This is a genomic window from Pseudomaricurvus hydrocarbonicus (genome assembly GCF_011602365.1).
GTDB classification, from domain to species: Bacteria; Pseudomonadota; Gammaproteobacteria; order Pseudomonadales; family Cellvibrionaceae; genus Pseudomaricurvus; species Pseudomaricurvus hydrocarbonicus.
Map to the genome: position 1 here is coordinate 165406 of NZ_JAAONZ010000002.1, position 15362 is coordinate 180767.

Below are 15362 nucleotides of genomic sequence, written 5' to 3' on the forward strand. Positions count from 1 at the left end.
GCGCTGCGCTCGCAATGACGCGCAACTTCTATCTACTCATTGCTGAGTTTAAGCCCGAACATTTGCGGCAATGTGTTTCTGCACGGCAGCCATGTCGTTATCCAACACGTCAAAACGCTCTTCACGATCAAACAGGTCAGTCATGTGATGTGGCAGGGTCGGGTCCGTATCCTGTCCCGCTTTGCGCACCGCTTCCGGGAATTTAGCCGGATGCGCGGTGGCCAGGCAGACCATCGGAATGTCCTGACGGCGACGGGTCTTGCGCGCGGCCTGCACACCAATGGCCGTGTGGGGATCCAGCAAGTATTCCGTGTGATCGAACACTTCGCGAATCACGTCCATCATTTCTTCATCGTCGAGTCGGTAAGACGTGAACAACTCACGCACTGAACTCAGCGCGTCTTCATCCAGAGACATAGAGCCGGACTTAAAGTCTTCCATCAACTGCTTGATGGCGCTGCCATCACGGCCATACATGTCAAACAACAACCGTTCGAAGTTACTGGAGACCATGATGTCCATACTCGGCGACAATGAATGAATCAACTCTTTCTTGGAGTGATCATTGGCACTGATGCAGCGATGCAGAATGTCATTGGCATTGGTGGCAATCACCAGCTGATCGATGGGAAGACCCATTTGCTTGGCCAGGTAGCCCGCAAAGATATCACCAAAGTTGCCGGTCGGAACGGAGAAAGACACCGGCCTGGCCGGAGCGCCCAAAGCCAGACCCGCATAAAAATAGTAGACAATCTGAGCCATGATGCGCGCCCAGTTGATGGAGTTTACCGCCACCAGCTGACGCCCTTCCGGCAGGAAGGACTGATCACCAAAGCTGGCTTTCACCATGTTCTGGCAATCGTCGAAATTACCTTCGAGGGCAATATTGTGAACGTTCTTTTCCAGTACGGTGGTCATCTGACGACGTTGCACGTCAGAGACCCGCTTGTTGGGGTGCAGGATAAAAATGTCAATATTGTCGCAGTGGCGACAGCCCTCAATCGCCGCTGAACCGGTATCACCCGAGGTTGCCCCCATCACAACCACTTTCTGGTTGCGCTTCTTGAGAATGTAATCCAGCAGGTTGCCCAAAAACTGCAACGCGAAATCTTTAAACGCCAGAGTCGGTCCCTGGAACAACTCCAGAATCCATTCGTTATGTGCCGTTTGGACTAATGGCGCAATGGCGTCATGACGGAAGGTGGAATAGGACGCATCGATGATGCTTTTCAGTTCAGCGTCAGGTACCTCACCGGCCACAAAAGGTGAAATTACTTTAAACGCCAGCTCCTGATAACTTAAGCCAGCCCAGGAGGCGATTTCTTCCTGAGAAAACTTAGGCAGGTTTTCCGGCACATACAAACCGCCGTCCGGGGCCAGACCGGTCAACACGACATCTTCAAAGGACAGCGGGGGTGCTTCACCACGAGTACTGATATATTTCACGATAACCTCAAATATTGGTTACTACTGCAATTGTTCACAACTGCAAAAATTATGATGGGGCTGCACAATCACCGACCGCAACCCTCTCTGAATTCCATCTCTGGCTTCTAGTTTCTAGTTTCTAGTTTCTAGTTTCTAGTTTCTAGTTTCTAGTTTCTAGTTTCTAGTTTCTAGAAGCTTACCCCAGGGACTCCACCCGAATGTGGGTGATTTCACCCAAAATCGCTTCCAGGCGTTCAATACCATCAATGGCTTCCATCAACTGCTTTTCCACCGCACGGTTGGTCAACAGAATCAACGGCACCTCAGTTCCACCCTCTTCCGGCTCTTTCTGAATGACCGCTTCGATACTGATCCCCGAATCACTCAGGATCTGGGTCACCTTATTCAGAACACCCGGGCGATCTTCCGCCGTCATTCTCAGGTAATAAGCGGTCGTCACTTCAGAGATAGGCAATACCGGCAGATCCTGCAGCGCATCCGCCGCAAACCCAAGGTGAGCCACTTTGTTTTCCTGGGCGGCAGAGAATCCGCGAGCCACATCCACCAGATCCGCAACGACCGCAGAAGCCGTAGGCTCAGCCCCGGCACCGGCACCGTAATACAGTGTTGGCCCAACCGCATCGCCCTTCACCAGGACCGCGTTCATGACACCGTTAACATTGGCAATCAGACGCTTGGCCGGAATCAGGGTGGGGTGAACCCGCAGCTCAACCCCTTTGTCGCTTTGACGGGCAATCCCCAAATGCTTGATGCGATAGCCCAGAGATTCCGCATAAGTCAGATCCTGAGGCTCGATCGCACTGATCCCTTCAGTGAAAATCTTGTCGAATTGCAGCGGCATACCAAACGCAATCGAGGCCAAAATCACCAGCTTATGGGCCGCATCAATGCCTTCAACGTCAAACGTAGGATCCGCTTCAGCGTAACCCAGCTTTTGAGCCTCTTTGAGGACATCCTCAAAGGCACGGCCCTTGTCTTTCATTTCGGTCAGGATGAAGTTACCGGTGCCGTTAATGATACCCGCCAACCATTCAACTCTGTTGCCGCTCAGGCCTTCTCGCAACGCTTTAATGATGGGGATCCCACCCGCGACCGCCGCCTCAAAAGAGATGGTAACGCCTTTGGCTTCAGCCTTGGCAAACAGCTCATTGCCAAACTCGGCAATGAGCGCCTTGTTCGCAGTGACCACGTGCTTGCCGCTGGCAATGGCTTCTTCCACCAGCTCTTTGGCAACGGTGGTACCGCCAATCAGCTCAACCACCACATCCACATCCGGGTTGCGAGCCACCTCAAACACATCGCGGGTCACATTGCTGCTTGACGTGTCGCAGGCGGGGTTGTCACGACGCGCCCCTACCTGCTCAATAATAATGTCGGTACCGGCACGGGCGCTAATTTCACGCGCATTGCGCGTCAAAACATTAAAGGTACCGCTACCCACGGTGCCCAACCCACATATTCCTATTCTTACCGGTTTCAACGTATCTACCTCTTTTTGTAGCACTCTGTTCACGAAGCGCTGGGTGTCGCTCTCAGAGCTCCGAACCCGCAGGGCGGAGCCTGAAAACAAAAGGGGGAACATTACTGCCCGACCCCTGCCCTGTCAATCGATTCAGCCCCCTATTATATAGAGAAGCCGCAGGTGCGTTATAGTGAGAAGCCGCAGGTGGGTATATGAGAAGCCGCAGGCGGGCATACGAGAGGCCACAAACGAGTTTCAGGGAACCGACCAGGGCATCAAGAAGCCATGGACAAGCGGCAGAGAACCGGCCGGCCAGCACCAACCAACTGATCGGGACCGGGGGCGCTCGGGGGTAGCGGCAAAGCCGCCAGACAGCCCCCCACGGCTTCCAGCACCGAAACAGAAGGGCTTTGCACAGAGAACGCTTCGGGGAGGGGTCGTGGGTGGTATCACAATGAGCGGAACACGGGCCAGCTCAAGAGAGAGTGACCCGCTGGATCTTGACCGGTCGGGAAAACCGCCTACAGGCCCAGAATCTGCGCCAACTTACTCGCTTCAACGTAACCCGGCAGCATGGTGCCATCCGCCAGGACAATGGCTGGTGTACCCCGCACCCCCAGCTCACCGCCCAGATTAAACTGCTCCGCGACCGGATTGTCTTCACAGTATTTGGCGTCCACTGACTGACCATTTTTCAGCCGCGTCAAGGCCGTCTGCGGATCTTTCGCGCACCAGGCTTCTGCGATTTTGGTGTAGGAGGGAGAACCTATTCCCGCTCGCGGGTAAGCCAGATAGCGCACTTCGATACCCATCTCATTCATCGCCGGCACTTCTTTATGCAGCTTCCGACAGTAGCCGCAATCCACATCGGTAAAGACATAGATGTAAGCCTTACGCTCACCTTTGGCCGGGAAAATAATCTCATCACTGGCGGCAATGGCATCCAGTTTGGACTTGCGCACGGGCAACATGGCCAGCTCTTGCAAGTCAACAAAACCTGTTGAGCTGACCCCGTAGAGCGTTCCCGCCAGCATGAAATCACCCGTGGCACTCACGTACAAAACCGGACCGTTCTGCACCTTCACCTGGTACAACCCCTCCATCGGAGTCTCTTGCACCTCACCATAGGCCAGATCCGGGCGTGCAACCTGCAGCTTACCCAAAATAACGTTGGAAACGGCCGAATCAACAGGCTCGGCGCTAACCCCCATCCCCAGGGCAAACACCCATACACTGACTACCAAACTACAAAACTGCCGCATTCCTTGACCTCATAAAAACAATTAACTGATGAACACTTTACCATATTCCAGAGCTATGCAATGAACTCGAGCCACACCGCCTTAGCTAAGAGGTTGCCGCCCAGCCTAAGTTCCCTGCTGTGGGCAAAACACTTATGCCCGTGGGTGGTGCTCGCCATGCAAGCTCTTCATCCGCTCAATGGCCACATGAGTATAGATTTGAGTGGTCGATAAGTCACTGTGACCCAACAGCAGCTGGACAACCCGTAAATCGGCACCATGGTTGATCAGGTGCGTGGCAAAGGCATGGCGTAAAGTGTGCGGGGAAAGATCTTTATTAATTCCCGCAACCTGCGACCAGTGCTTAATACGATGCCAAAATGTCTGGCGGGTCATCTGCTTGCCTCGCAAACTGGGGAACACCACATCCGAGGCACTCTTTAACAGTTGCGGGCGTGATTGTTTGACGTAGCGCAACAACCACTGAGCCGCCTCATCCCCCAAGGGTATCAAACGTTCCTTGCCACCCTTGCCGGTTACCCGAACCACCCCCTGACGGAGGTTCACATCCCCCAGATGCAACCCAACCAGCTCACTGACCCGCAACCCACACGCATACAGCACTTCCAGCATGGTTCGATCCCGCAAGCCAATGGCATCTTCAACATCCGGTGCCGACAATAAAGCCTCAACATCCGCCTCGGTTAAGGACTTGGGCAAGGGGCGCCCCTGTTTCGGGTTTTCAATCAGCGCCACCGGGTCATGATTCACCGCGCCCTCGCGCAGCCAATAGGCATAAAAGCCCCGACAGCAGGACAAAAAGCGAGCCGTGGAACGGGCCGAAGACTTTTGCCTCTCCAGCCGAAAGGCGAGATAGTCACGCAATTGAATTTCATCGACCGCTTTTAATGTCACCGGCTGCAGAGCGCACCAGCGGGCAAATAAATTTAAATCCCGCCCGTAAGACGACAAGGTACTGTCACTGAGCCCTTTCTCAACCCAGATGGCATCCAGAAAAAGCTCAATCATGCGCTGATCTTCCGGCCTCACCAGGTCGGCGGACAATCCTGCCACAACATCTGAAGATGAATAAATAAGAGAGTTTGTCATCAGCCTACACTAATGGATTTCACAAGCGCGAAACAAGCTGATTTTGATGGCTCACAGACTGAGACCTGAAGAAACATGAAGTGGAAGAGGTTTTCACACACCTAAGGTTCACCCACAAAAAAACGGCGCCCTTGCGGTACGCCGTTTTTTAAACCGCCAACCTTTCAGCTGGTCAGTTTGCTGTCTGCCTTAAGGTTACAAAAACCTTAAGATTTCGCAGTCAGTTTTTCTTTAATACGTGCAGCCTTACCAGTCAGGTTGCGCAAGTAGTACAACTTGGCCTGACGAACATCACCGCGACGCTTAACAGAAACACTGTCAATCAGCGGGCTGTGTGTTTGGAAAGTACGCTCAACACCAATACCGTGTGAGATTTTACGTACAGTAAAAGCGGAGTTCAGACCACGGCTGCGAATGCCGATCACTACACCTTCAAACGCCTGCAGACGCTCACGGGTACCTTCTTTTACTTTAACCTGGACAACGACTGTGTCACCTGGTGAAAATTCAGGCAGGTCTTTTTTCAGTTGCTCGTTTTCCAGTTCCTGGATAATTTTGTTGCTCATGGTCTGCTCCTTTAGAGTCAGTAGTGTAGCTTCACAGCTATATGAGGAACGATAATTGGTTCCTTCTGCGGATTATTCCGCTTCAGGTTTAGCCAACCGTAAGTTCCCCGGTTAATCGTCCCGACCAGTATCCAACTCTTGCTGATAGCGATCTAACAGCATTTGCTGCTCACTGGTCAGTTCTAATTTTTCCAGCAGGTCCGGGCGCCGTTGCCAGGTTCTGCCCAACGCCTGCTGCAAACGCCAGCGGCGTATCTTTTCGTGGTTACCGGATAACAACACCTCCGGCACCTGACGACCTTCAAAAACTTCCGGTCGCGTATAGTGCGGGCAATCCAGCAAGCCATCCGTAAAGGAATCCTGCTCAGCGGATTGTGCGTGCCCCAATGCGCCCGGCAATAGTCGGGTCACACTGTCAATCAAAACCATCGCAGCCAGTTCTCCGCCGCTCAGTACGTAATCACCGATGGACCACTCCTCGTCCACCTCCAGCTCAATCAGGCGTTCATCAATGCCTTCATAACGGCCAGCGATCAGCACTAAATTTTGCCCTTCTGCCAGAGCAGTGGCACCCTGTTGATCTAACTGTCGCCCCTGGGGAGACAGATAAACCACTTTGCAACCTGCACCGCCAGCTTCACGGCAATCGGCCCAGGCCCGGGCTTCGGCTATGGCCTCTCTGAGCGGCTGAATCATCATCAGCATGCCAGGACCACCACCGTAAGGTCGATCATCCACCGTCTGGTGGCGATCTTGTGTAAATTGCCGGGGATTCCACATCTCCAGCTCAACCAGTCCCTGCTTAATCGCACGACTGGTAATGCCGTAATCACTGATGGCGGCAAACATTTCCGGAAACAGTGTCACAACAGCAATTCGCTTCGAGCTACTCGTCACGCCTGCCGCTCTCCTACTGGCTTCTTTCGATAATGTTGCTGTCATGCTCAATTGAGGGGCTCAACATATGAGAGGCACAACATTGGGAGAAACTACCCCCAGACTCAAAAGTCCGGATCCCAATCCACTCGTATTTCACCCGCCTCCAGATCAATCGAAGTCACAAACTGACCCGGAATATAGGGAATCAAACGCTCTTTATCATCAAGACTGTCCGCGTCCCCCTTGACCACCAGTACATCGTTCGCACCGGTTTCCAACAAGCGACTGACAACCCCCAAGCGGCTGACCTGGCCCTCAAATTCAGTTATTACAGCCAACCCTTCCAGCTGGTACCAGTAATACTCACCTGCCTCCAGCTCCGCCATCTGCCCGCGCTCTACCGAAATAGTCACCTGACAGAGTTCCTGCGCCTTATCCCGGTCATCGACTCCTTTAATCAGAGCCACCAGACCTTTGCCGTGGGGTCGATACTCTTCCACCTCGACAGGTTTGACGCCATGGCGGGTTTTTAACCACCAAGGGCTGTAGGAGAAAATATTCTCCATCGGCTCGGTTTCTGAATGGATTTTCACCCATCCCTTAACACCGAAAACCGTCGTAATGCGCCCAACATCGACCAAATTAGAGCCTTGCTTGGTGTTGCCAGTCTTCTGATCAGTCATGAGGCCCGCACTACAAGATAATCAAACTACAGGATAATTAAGCAGCAGCTTGTTCTTTCAGCAGCTTGGCAACACGATCGGAGCACTGAGCACCTTGCGCTACCCAATAGGCGATACGCTCATTGTCGATGCGCAGACGCTCTTCTTGACCCTGGGCCACTGGGTTAAAGAAGCCAACGCGCTCAATGTAGCGACCGTTACGTGAGCTACGGCTGTCGGTTACGTTCAGGTGGTAAAACGGACGCTTCTTAGAGCCGCCACGAGATAGACGAATGCTTACCATGTAAGTCTACTTCCTATTAATCAAATTTAGCGCACCACCTTCTGGTAACACGCAGTCAAATAAAACCGCCAAATACTTCAGCAATACGCAGACACAGCCTACGAAAGGCGCGATATTCTAAGGGAAAGCTTTGAGGATGTATAGAGGTTTAATGAGGGATTACTGAGGATTCATGAACCGCACACCCCGAATGGGTCGCACAACTCACAAAACCCCAGCTAATAAAGGCCACTTCAGCGCAAATGCTTACTTAAAGCCAGGCGGCAGACCTCCGCCGCCGCCGGGGAAGCCACCCGGAGGCATACCACCGGGGGGCATCCCTCCGCCGCCACCGCCGAGCATGCCGCCCATGCCCCGCATCATTTTGGCCATACCATCGCCTTTCATCTTCTTCATCATCTTGGCCATCTGCTTATGCTGCTTGAGCAAACGGTTCAGATCCTGAATCTGGGTGCCCGAACCCATGGTAATGCGACGCTTGCGCGAACCATTCAACACGTCGGGATTGGCACGCTCCGCCGGCGTCATGGAATCAATAATGACCTCCATCACCTTAAACTGCTTGGTCATGTCACTTTTTTCAGCCAATTGGGCCATGTTGCCCATCCCCGGCAGCTTTTCCAGCATGGAGGCCATGCCGCCCATGTTCTGCATTTGCTGCAACTGATCCCGCAGATCCTCAAGATCAAACTTTTGACCCTTGGCGACCTTTTTGACCAGCCTTTCCGCCTTATCCTTGTCGATATTGCGTTCAGCGTCTTCAATCAGGGACAGCAGGTCACCCATGCCCAGAATACGGGAGGCAATACGATCCGGGTGAAACGGTTCCAGGGCGTCAATCTTTTCGCCCATGCCCAGAAACTTGATCGGCTTGCCGGTAACGTGACGCACAGACAGGGCCGCACCCCCGCGGGCATCGCCATCCGCCTTGGTGAGAATGATGCCCGTCAATGCCAGCGCATCATTAAAGGCCTTGGCGGTATTCACCGCATCCTGACCAATCATGGCATCGATCACAAACAAGGTTTCCGCAGGCTCGATTGCAGCGTGCAACTCCTTGATTTCATCCATCAGGTCGTCATCAACGTGGAGACGGCCTGCCGTATCCACGATCACAACATCCGCGTAGTGCTTGCGCGCGTGCATGATGGCGCCGTTTGCTATGTCGACCGGCCTCTGATCTGGAGACGACGGGAAGAAATCGACGCCCACCTCTGTTGCCAGAGTCTCCAACTGCTTGATGGCCGCAGGGCGGTAAATATCCGCCGACACCACCACAACCTTTTTCTTTTCCCGCTCTTTCAGGAATTTGGCCAGTTTGGCCACAGACGTCGTTTTACCCGCCCCCTGCAAGCCGGCCATCAAAACCACGGCTGGCGGCTTGACCGCCAGATCCAGAGTCTCGTTGGCGTCACCCATCATTGCGACCATTTCGGCCTCAACGATTTTGATGAACTGCTGGCCCGGGTTCAGGGCCCGCGACACTTCCTGCCCCACGGCGCGCTTTCGGACACTTTCTATAAATGCCTTAACCACCGGCAGGGCGACGTCGGCCTCAAGCAACGCTTTGCGCACTTCGCGCAAGGTGTCTTTGATGTTGGCGTCGGTGAGTTTGGCTTTGCCAGTAACCTTTTTCAGGGTACGGGACAAACGATCCTGTAAGTTCTCAAACATGGTGAATCACAACCGTCCAGCTGACTGAATCCGTAAAAGTGGCCAAGTATAACGAATTTTTTCAGCCGTTGCTCCCCGTAGCGCCCTGTTGCGGCAACTCTTTCTGCTTAACCCGCATTCCACCCCGCCCGTCCTCCACCCAACCTTCTGAGAAATGTTGAAGTCCCCAATGTCCCGCCCCTCTCTGCCCACTTTATCGCCTCTGATCAGCTTTTCACCACCCACGAACCAGCCTGACACCATCCATCAACCCGGTTAAAACTTTTCATTCGCTTTAGGTAACTTCTATTTAGCGTCATGTGGCTTCTATTATTAGCGTCATGCGGCTTCTAATTGGAAAGTCCCTGTGACACACTGCGGGTCGTAAAAACGAATCCAGAATGATCATCCTAAATTTATGAGCATCACTATCCATTTGGCACTCTGTCTGGCCGCCATCTCACTGTATTTGTGTGGCGCCGCCTATTTGATCACCTCCATTGCTCAAAAGCGCCCTATCGCCTCGCAATGGCTAATGTCGTTTGCCGTCTCTGCCATGGCCATGCACGCTGCCGGCAGTTACCCCATGCTGTTCCACCCCTCAGGCATTAACCTGGGGTTTTTCAATATCGTCTCACTCACCTTTTGGGTGGTGAATCTGATCGTGCTCCTCAGCAGCCTGAAAAAGCCCCTGCAAACCCTGTTTATCTTTTTGTTTCCCCTGTCTGCCCTCTGCTTGTTGATGGCGATTGTCAGTCACGATGAGACCATGATCACTCAGGTCAGCGGAGAAATGATTGCCCACATCCTGTTGTCCATACTGGCCTATAGCCTGCTGATCATTGCCACTTTGCAGGCACTGACACTGGCCTTCCAGAACTACCAGCTCAAACACAAGCATCCGGCAGGAATGATCCGCCTGCTGCCTCCCCTGCAAACCATGGAGGCACTTTTCTTCGAGATTTTGTGGGCCGGCGAGATTTTGCTGACCCTTTCCATCATCACCGGTTTTCTGTTCATCGAAGATCTGTTTGCCCAGCACCTGGTCCACAAAACCGTTCTGACGATACTTGCCTGGTGCATTTACGCCACCCTGTTATGGGGACATGTGCGACTGGGATGGAGAGGCAATACGGCCATCCGCTGGGCACTGGGCGGCTTCGTCACCTTGATGCTGGCCTATTTTGGCAGTAAATTTGTGCTGGAAATCATTCTCCGCTGATACCGCGACAAGCCGCCGGCACTCCGCCTTTCAGGCCCGAGAAGGCCACCCCTTCCCGGGCCTGCGATAGCACCCCGCTCACCCAGCAGCTGCCCGATTCTTCCAGCTCCGCAAGCGTCGCACCGAAAGCCGCCACAAACCCCGCGACCAACAGCCCCGAGAGGCATTAATCCCCCCGCCCAAGAAACGGTTGCGCCTACCCAAATTCTGAGGGAAGATACGCGAACTTATTCGGCTATACAGGCTCCACCTTCTTTGAACGACGCTCCCCTTGGCCTCTTATTTGGGATACTGGCCATTTTAATTTTGCTCTCCGGATTTTTCTCCAGCTCCGAGACGGGCATGATGTCTTTAAACCGCTACCGGTTAAAACACCTCGCCAAAAAACAACACAAAGGTGCCATGCGTGCCGCAGAGCTGCTCGCCCGTCCAGATCGCCTGATTGGCGTGATCCTGATCGGCAACAACCTGGTCAACATTTTTGCCACCGTCATCGCCACAATTTTGGCCTCGCGACTGTACGGCGAAATTGGCCTCGCCATCATGCCGATCATCCTCACTATCGTGATTCTTATTTTCGCCGAGGTGACCCCGAAGACCATTGCCGCCCTGCACCCGGAAAGCATCGCCTTTCCCGCCAGCCTGATACTCAAACCACTGCTGATTTTGCTGTACCCGCTGGTCTGGCTGGTTAACAGCTTTTCCAACGGGCTGGCCAAAATCATCGGGGTAGACCCCAGCAAAGCCAGTATCAGTGACCAGCTGCACCCCGATGAGCTTCGCACCGCCGTGGACGAACACGGCGATCTCATTCCCGATCAGCACCAGGGTATTCTGCTGAACGTACTGGACCTGGAAAAGGCCACCGTCGAAGACATCATGATTCCGCGCAATGAAGTATTCGGGCTGGATCTGGAAGACGATATCCCCACCCTGCTGAAACGCATTCGCACCTCCGAATACACCCGCCTGCCGGTCTACGAAGGCGACATCAACAACATTGTCGGCATTCTGCACCTGCGCAATGCGGCGCGCTTTATTCACGGTGACAACAAGTCCGTTACCCATGAAGCCATTCGTCGGTTTACCCGTGACCCTTACTTCATTCCCGAAGGCACGCCACTGCACACCCAGCTGATGCACTTTCAGCGACAAAAACGACGCATGGCCATCGTTGTGGATGAGTACGGTGATGTACAGGGTATCGTGACCATGGAAGACCTGCTGGAAGAAATCGTCGGTGATTTCACCACCAATCTGGCAGAGGAAGAGAATCCGGAAATTTCCCAGCTGGAGGACAGCTGGTATCTGATAGAAGGCGGCACGTCGATTCGGGATATCAACCGTCACCTGAGCTGGGAGCTCCCCACTGACGGCCCCAAAACCCTGAACGGGTTGATTGTGGAAGAACTGCAAAACATCCCCGCAGGCCACACCGGGATCAAAATTGGCGACTATAAAATTGAGACCGTCGCCCTGTCGGACAAGATGATCGAGAGTGCCAGAGTCAAAGCGGTCTAGCTACAAAATCAAAGCGGCCTAGTGCCAACACCCAAAGCACCCGCTGCTGGACTCAAAGCTGGCAAAGGGCAGCCACCTTGCGGCTGCCCGGGCGGCCTCAGGATTCAACAGCTCTAGAGCTTCACCTGAACTTTAGACGCGACATTCAGCGCCTTGTCTACCGCCCCGTCAACCGAAGTTCCACGCGCCAGAGCCACCCCCATCCTGCGTTTGCCGGCCACCTCTGGCTTGCCAAACAACCTAAGACTGGTATCTGGCATGGCCAGCGCCTCTGCCAGATTGCCGAAAGACGGCTTATCAGATTCCCCCTCCACCAAAATCACTGCTGAGGCGGATGGGCCATGCTGCACAATGTTGGGGATTGGCAGCCCGAGGATTGCCCGGGCGTGCAGAGCAAACTCGGACAAGTCCTGAGAAATCAGCGTCACCAAACCGGTGTCATGGGGTCGCGGCGAGACTTCACTGAAATACACCTGATCCCCTTTGACAAACAGCTCAACGCCAAACAACCCCCAGCCGCCCAACGCTTCGGTCACCTTGCGAGCCACCTCCTGAGAGGCCTCCAGGGCAGCGGGTGTCATCGCCTGCGGCTGCCAGGACTCCTGATAATCACCGTCTTCCTGACGGTGACCAATGGGCTCACAGTAACTGGTGCCGTCTTTATGGCGTACGGTCAGCAGCGTGATTTCATAATCAAAATCCACGAAGCCTTCTACAATGACTTTCCCCGCCCCCGCACGCCCCCCTTCCTGCGCGTATTGCCAGGCCGCTTCCACGTCAGCCATGGACTTGACCACACTCTGCCCTTTACCGGATGAGCTCATGATCGGCTTCACTACACAGGGGCAGCCAATGCGCTCAATGGAGGCGGAAAAGTCTTCGAAGTTATCGGAAAACTCATAGGCCGAAGTCGGGAGCTTCAACTCTTCCGCCGCCAACCGGCGGATACCTTCACGGTTCATGGTCAACTGGGTTGCACGTGCCGTGGGCACGATATTGAACCCTTCTTTTTCCAGAGCAACCAGGGTATCGGTCGCAATCGCTTCGATTTCCGGCACAATGTAGTCCGGCTTTTCCATTTCAATGACCTGACGCAAGGCCGTGCCGTCCAGCATGGACAAGGAATAGCTGCGGTCAGCCACCTGCATCGCCGGCGCATTGTCGTAACGATCACAGGCAATGACCTCGACCCCCAATCGCTGCAATTCAATGGCGACCTCTTTGCCCAGCTCGCCAGAGCCGCAGAGCATGACCTTAGTCGCAGAAGGTGAAAATGGAGTACCGATCGTGGGCATGGGTATAGTCTCTTGTGGTGAGGTGAGCTGCAAAACCAGCGGCTCTGCAGATCAACAGTCTAAGGTGACGAACTCCCCTGGCATCATCTGTCAGCAGTGCCGTCAGCCAATAAAGTACTGCCAGCCATGATGAAAAGATAGGCAATAAATCCCTGGGGTGCCGTCGATTGAAAGCTTTTGAGTGAATGTTGTTGATTTGAGTGAAAGATGTTGAGATGCAGGGGCTTCAGTGCCGAGGGATTTCCCTGCAACCGGAGGCTGGAAGCCGCCCCACAGAGATCCACTGGCATCGCATCACGACATAAACGGGTTAGACTTGCGCGCACGCTCAAAGGATAGCTTCAGCACCTCGCGCCGCTCATCATTGCTATAACGACCCCAGCGACTGATCTCATTTCCGGTGCGATAACAGCCTTGGCACACATCCTCTTCGTTCAGTGCACAAATATGTACGCAGGGGGATTTTACGGGCTTGGCCTGATCAGTCATAACGTCTATTCAATGATTTTAGAAGGCTGAATTATACCCTACCCATCCCCTAAGAATCATCCCGGTGACAAGCCAAAAACACAGCTTTAGCCCTGCGACCAATCCTTAATCGGCGCCGGGCTCTCCCTCAGGATTTCAACCTCTTCAAAGGCATCATTGAGAAAGTTAATCAATAACCGGGCCGTAAACCCCCAGATTTCAAACCCGTCAAACTCATAGGCCGGCGACCAGACATGGCCTACCTCCCGCTCAAACACATCGGTTCGAATGCGCTGATCTTCGACAAAAAAGCTGAGGGGAACCAAAAAGATTTCATCCAATTCATCATAATTGGGGACAAACTCCAGATGAGGGGGGATCACCCCCACGAAAGGAGCCACATTGACCCCCTTCCAGGTTTGAAACACCGGCAGAGCCCCCAGCACCTCAACGACACCAGGATCCAGACCAATCTCTTCCTCTGCCTCACGCAGCGCCGTTTCTTGCAATGTCCGGTCCTGGGGCTCCCACTTCCCTCCGGGCAGCGACACTTCACCGCTGTGGTTCTTAAGCTTCAGTGACCGCCGGGTCAACACCACAGCCGGAGCCTCTTCATGCTCCGTTATCGCAATCAAGACGGCGGCCGGGCTTTCCAGCGCCCCCACCGGCGGGGCCTCATAATCAGATTGACTCAGGTATAAGCGCAGACGTTCTAACATCATTTACAACCAGTTAACTGCATAACCCCTACAAAATTACCGGAAATCGCCGACAAGATCCACCTGCGTCCGGCTCACCTAACAAACCTTATCACTGTCAGAGCAGATATTGGCATGAAACGCGGATGCCCCGGCAAAACCACACACAAAATAATCGTTGGGCGCCTCAGAAAACCCCAACAAATCCCAGCACAGACAAGTGTAACTCACTTATAATGACGGCATAGTTTACCTCAGGGAGTTCCAATGAAGTTCTGCAGCAGTTGTGGTGCCAACGTCACCTTACAAGTACCGGACGGCGACGACCGTGAGCGTCACGTCTGCATCCAATGTGAAACCATTCACTACCGCAACCCCAACATCATTGCCGGCAGCCTGCCGATCTACGAAAACAAGGTTCTGCTGTGTAAACGAGCCATCGAACCCCGCTATGGACTCTGGACCCTGCCCGCCGGGTTTATGGAAAATGGCGAAAGCGTTGAAGAAGGCGCCCTCCGGGAAACCTGGGAAGAGGCGCGGGCAAAAATGACCCTGAATGGTCTCTACACCATTTTCAGCCTGCCCGAAATCAATCAGGTGTATATGATTTTCAAAGGCGAGCTGATCGATCTGGATTTTGGCCCCGGACCGGAATCGCTGGAGGTGGCGCTGTTTAGCGAAGAAGATATCCCCTGGGAAGAGCTGGCGTTTCCGGTGATGAAAAAAACGCTGCAGTATTTCTTCACCGACCGCAAGTCGGGAACCTTTCCCATGCGCAGCGAAGCCCTGTACAGGCCGAAAAAGTAGCGCAAAAAGACAACAGGCAGCAGAC

16 protein-coding genes are annotated in these 15362 nt (G+C 53.8%); 3 read left to right on the plus strand and 13 right to left on the minus strand.

Annotated features, from left to right (window positions below):
• Nucleotides 1–48: 48 nt before the first annotated feature.
• The 9 genes from thrC to ffh all read right to left on the minus strand — a co-directional run bounded on the left by thrC (nt 49) and on the right by ffh (nt 9347).
• Nucleotides 49–1446, minus strand: coding sequence for a threonine synthase (gene thrC / locus G8770_RS03035; protein WP_167181636.1), 1398 nt, complete (start codon nt 1444–1446; stop codon nt 49–51).
• Between the two features lie 178 nt (nt 1447–1624).
• Nucleotides 1625–2929 carry a homoserine dehydrogenase gene (locus G8770_RS03040; protein ID WP_208022014.1) on the minus strand — a complete coding sequence of 435 codons (1305 nt, stop codon included), beginning with the start codon at nt 2927–2929 and terminating at the stop codon, nt 1625–1627.
• Between the two features lie 503 nt (nt 2930–3432).
• Nucleotides 3433–4173 carry a DsbC family protein gene (locus G8770_RS03045; RefSeq protein WP_167181640.1) on the minus strand — a complete coding sequence of 247 codons (741 nt, stop codon included), beginning with the start codon at nt 4171–4173 and terminating at the stop codon, nt 3433–3435.
• Between the two features lie 132 nt (nt 4174–4305).
• Nucleotides 4306–5262, minus strand: coding sequence for a site-specific tyrosine recombinase XerD (gene xerD, locus G8770_RS03050; protein WP_208022015.1), 957 nt, complete (start codon nt 5260–5262; stop codon nt 4306–4308).
• Between the two features lie 206 nt (nt 5263–5468).
• Nucleotides 5469–5828, minus strand: coding sequence for a 50S ribosomal protein L19 (rplS, locus tag G8770_RS03055; RefSeq protein WP_167181642.1), 360 nt, complete (start codon nt 5826–5828; stop codon nt 5469–5471).
• Nucleotides 5829–5939: 111 nt separating this feature from the next.
• Nucleotides 5940–6725, minus strand: a complete 786-nt coding sequence (trmD, locus tag G8770_RS03060) for a tRNA (guanosine(37)-N1)-methyltransferase TrmD (RefSeq protein ID WP_425049817.1) — start codon at nt 6723–6725, stop codon at nt 5940–5942.
• A gap of 104 nt (nt 6726–6829) precedes the next feature.
• Entirely contained in the window at nt 6830–7390 is a 561-nt protein-coding gene (gene rimM, locus G8770_RS03065) for a ribosome maturation factor RimM (protein ID WP_167181646.1), read from the minus strand.
• A gap of 37 nt (nt 7391–7427) precedes the next feature.
• Nucleotides 7428–7673: a 30S ribosomal protein S16 gene (gene rpsP / locus G8770_RS03070; protein WP_167181648.1), complete on the minus strand. Its 246-nt coding sequence runs from the start codon at nt 7671–7673 to the stop codon at nt 7428–7430.
• Between the two features lie 246 nt (nt 7674–7919).
• Nucleotides 7920–9347, minus strand: a complete 1428-nt coding sequence (ffh, locus tag G8770_RS03075) for a signal recognition particle protein (protein WP_167181650.1) — start codon at nt 9345–9347, stop codon at nt 7920–7922.
• Nucleotides 9348–9744: 397 nt separating this feature from the next.
• Here ffh and G8770_RS03080 point away from each other — a divergent pair, with 397 nt between their 5' ends.
• Nucleotides 9745–10548: a cytochrome C assembly family protein gene (locus G8770_RS03080; protein WP_167181659.1), complete on the plus strand. Its 804-nt coding sequence runs from the start codon at nt 9745–9747 to the stop codon at nt 10546–10548.
• Here G8770_RS03080 and G8770_RS03085 read toward each other — a convergent pair.
• Nucleotides 10535–10684 carry a hypothetical protein gene (locus G8770_RS03085; RefSeq protein WP_167181661.1) on the minus strand — a complete coding sequence of 50 codons (150 nt, stop codon included), beginning with the start codon at nt 10682–10684 and terminating at the stop codon, nt 10535–10537. The genes G8770_RS03080 and G8770_RS03085 overlap by 14 nt on opposite strands.
• A 119-nt stretch (nt 10685–10803) precedes the next feature.
• Between G8770_RS03085 and G8770_RS03090 the strand changes: the two genes are divergently transcribed.
• A complete protein-coding gene (locus G8770_RS03090) occupies nt 10804–12069 on the plus strand; it encodes an HlyC/CorC family transporter (RefSeq protein ID WP_167181663.1) in 1266 nt (421 codons plus the stop codon).
• A gap of 113 nt (nt 12070–12182) precedes the next feature.
• On the opposite strand, the gene purT is transcribed toward G8770_RS03090, so the two are convergent.
• The 3 genes from purT to G8770_RS03105 all read right to left on the minus strand — a co-directional run bounded on the left by purT (nt 12183) and on the right by G8770_RS03105 (nt 14554).
• Nucleotides 12183–13364: a formate-dependent phosphoribosylglycinamide formyltransferase gene (gene purT, locus G8770_RS03095; RefSeq protein WP_167181665.1), complete on the minus strand. Its 1182-nt coding sequence runs from the start codon at nt 13362–13364 to the stop codon at nt 12183–12185.
• 294 nt (nt 13365–13658) lie between these two features.
• Nucleotides 13659–13853, minus strand: a complete 195-nt coding sequence (locus tag G8770_RS03100; RefSeq protein ID WP_167181667.1) for a DUF1289 domain-containing protein — start codon at nt 13851–13853, stop codon at nt 13659–13661.
• A gap of 86 nt (nt 13854–13939) precedes the next feature.
• Nucleotides 13940–14554 carry an NUDIX hydrolase gene (locus G8770_RS03105; protein ID WP_208022016.1) on the minus strand — a complete coding sequence of 205 codons (615 nt, stop codon included), beginning with the start codon at nt 14552–14554 and terminating at the stop codon, nt 13940–13942.
• 243 nt (nt 14555–14797) lie between these two features.
• Between G8770_RS03105 and G8770_RS03110 the strand changes: the two genes are divergently transcribed.
• Nucleotides 14798–15337, plus strand: coding sequence for an NUDIX hydrolase (locus G8770_RS03110; RefSeq protein WP_167181669.1), 540 nt, complete (start codon nt 14798–14800; stop codon nt 15335–15337).
• Nucleotides 15338–15362 lie beyond the last annotated feature (25 nt).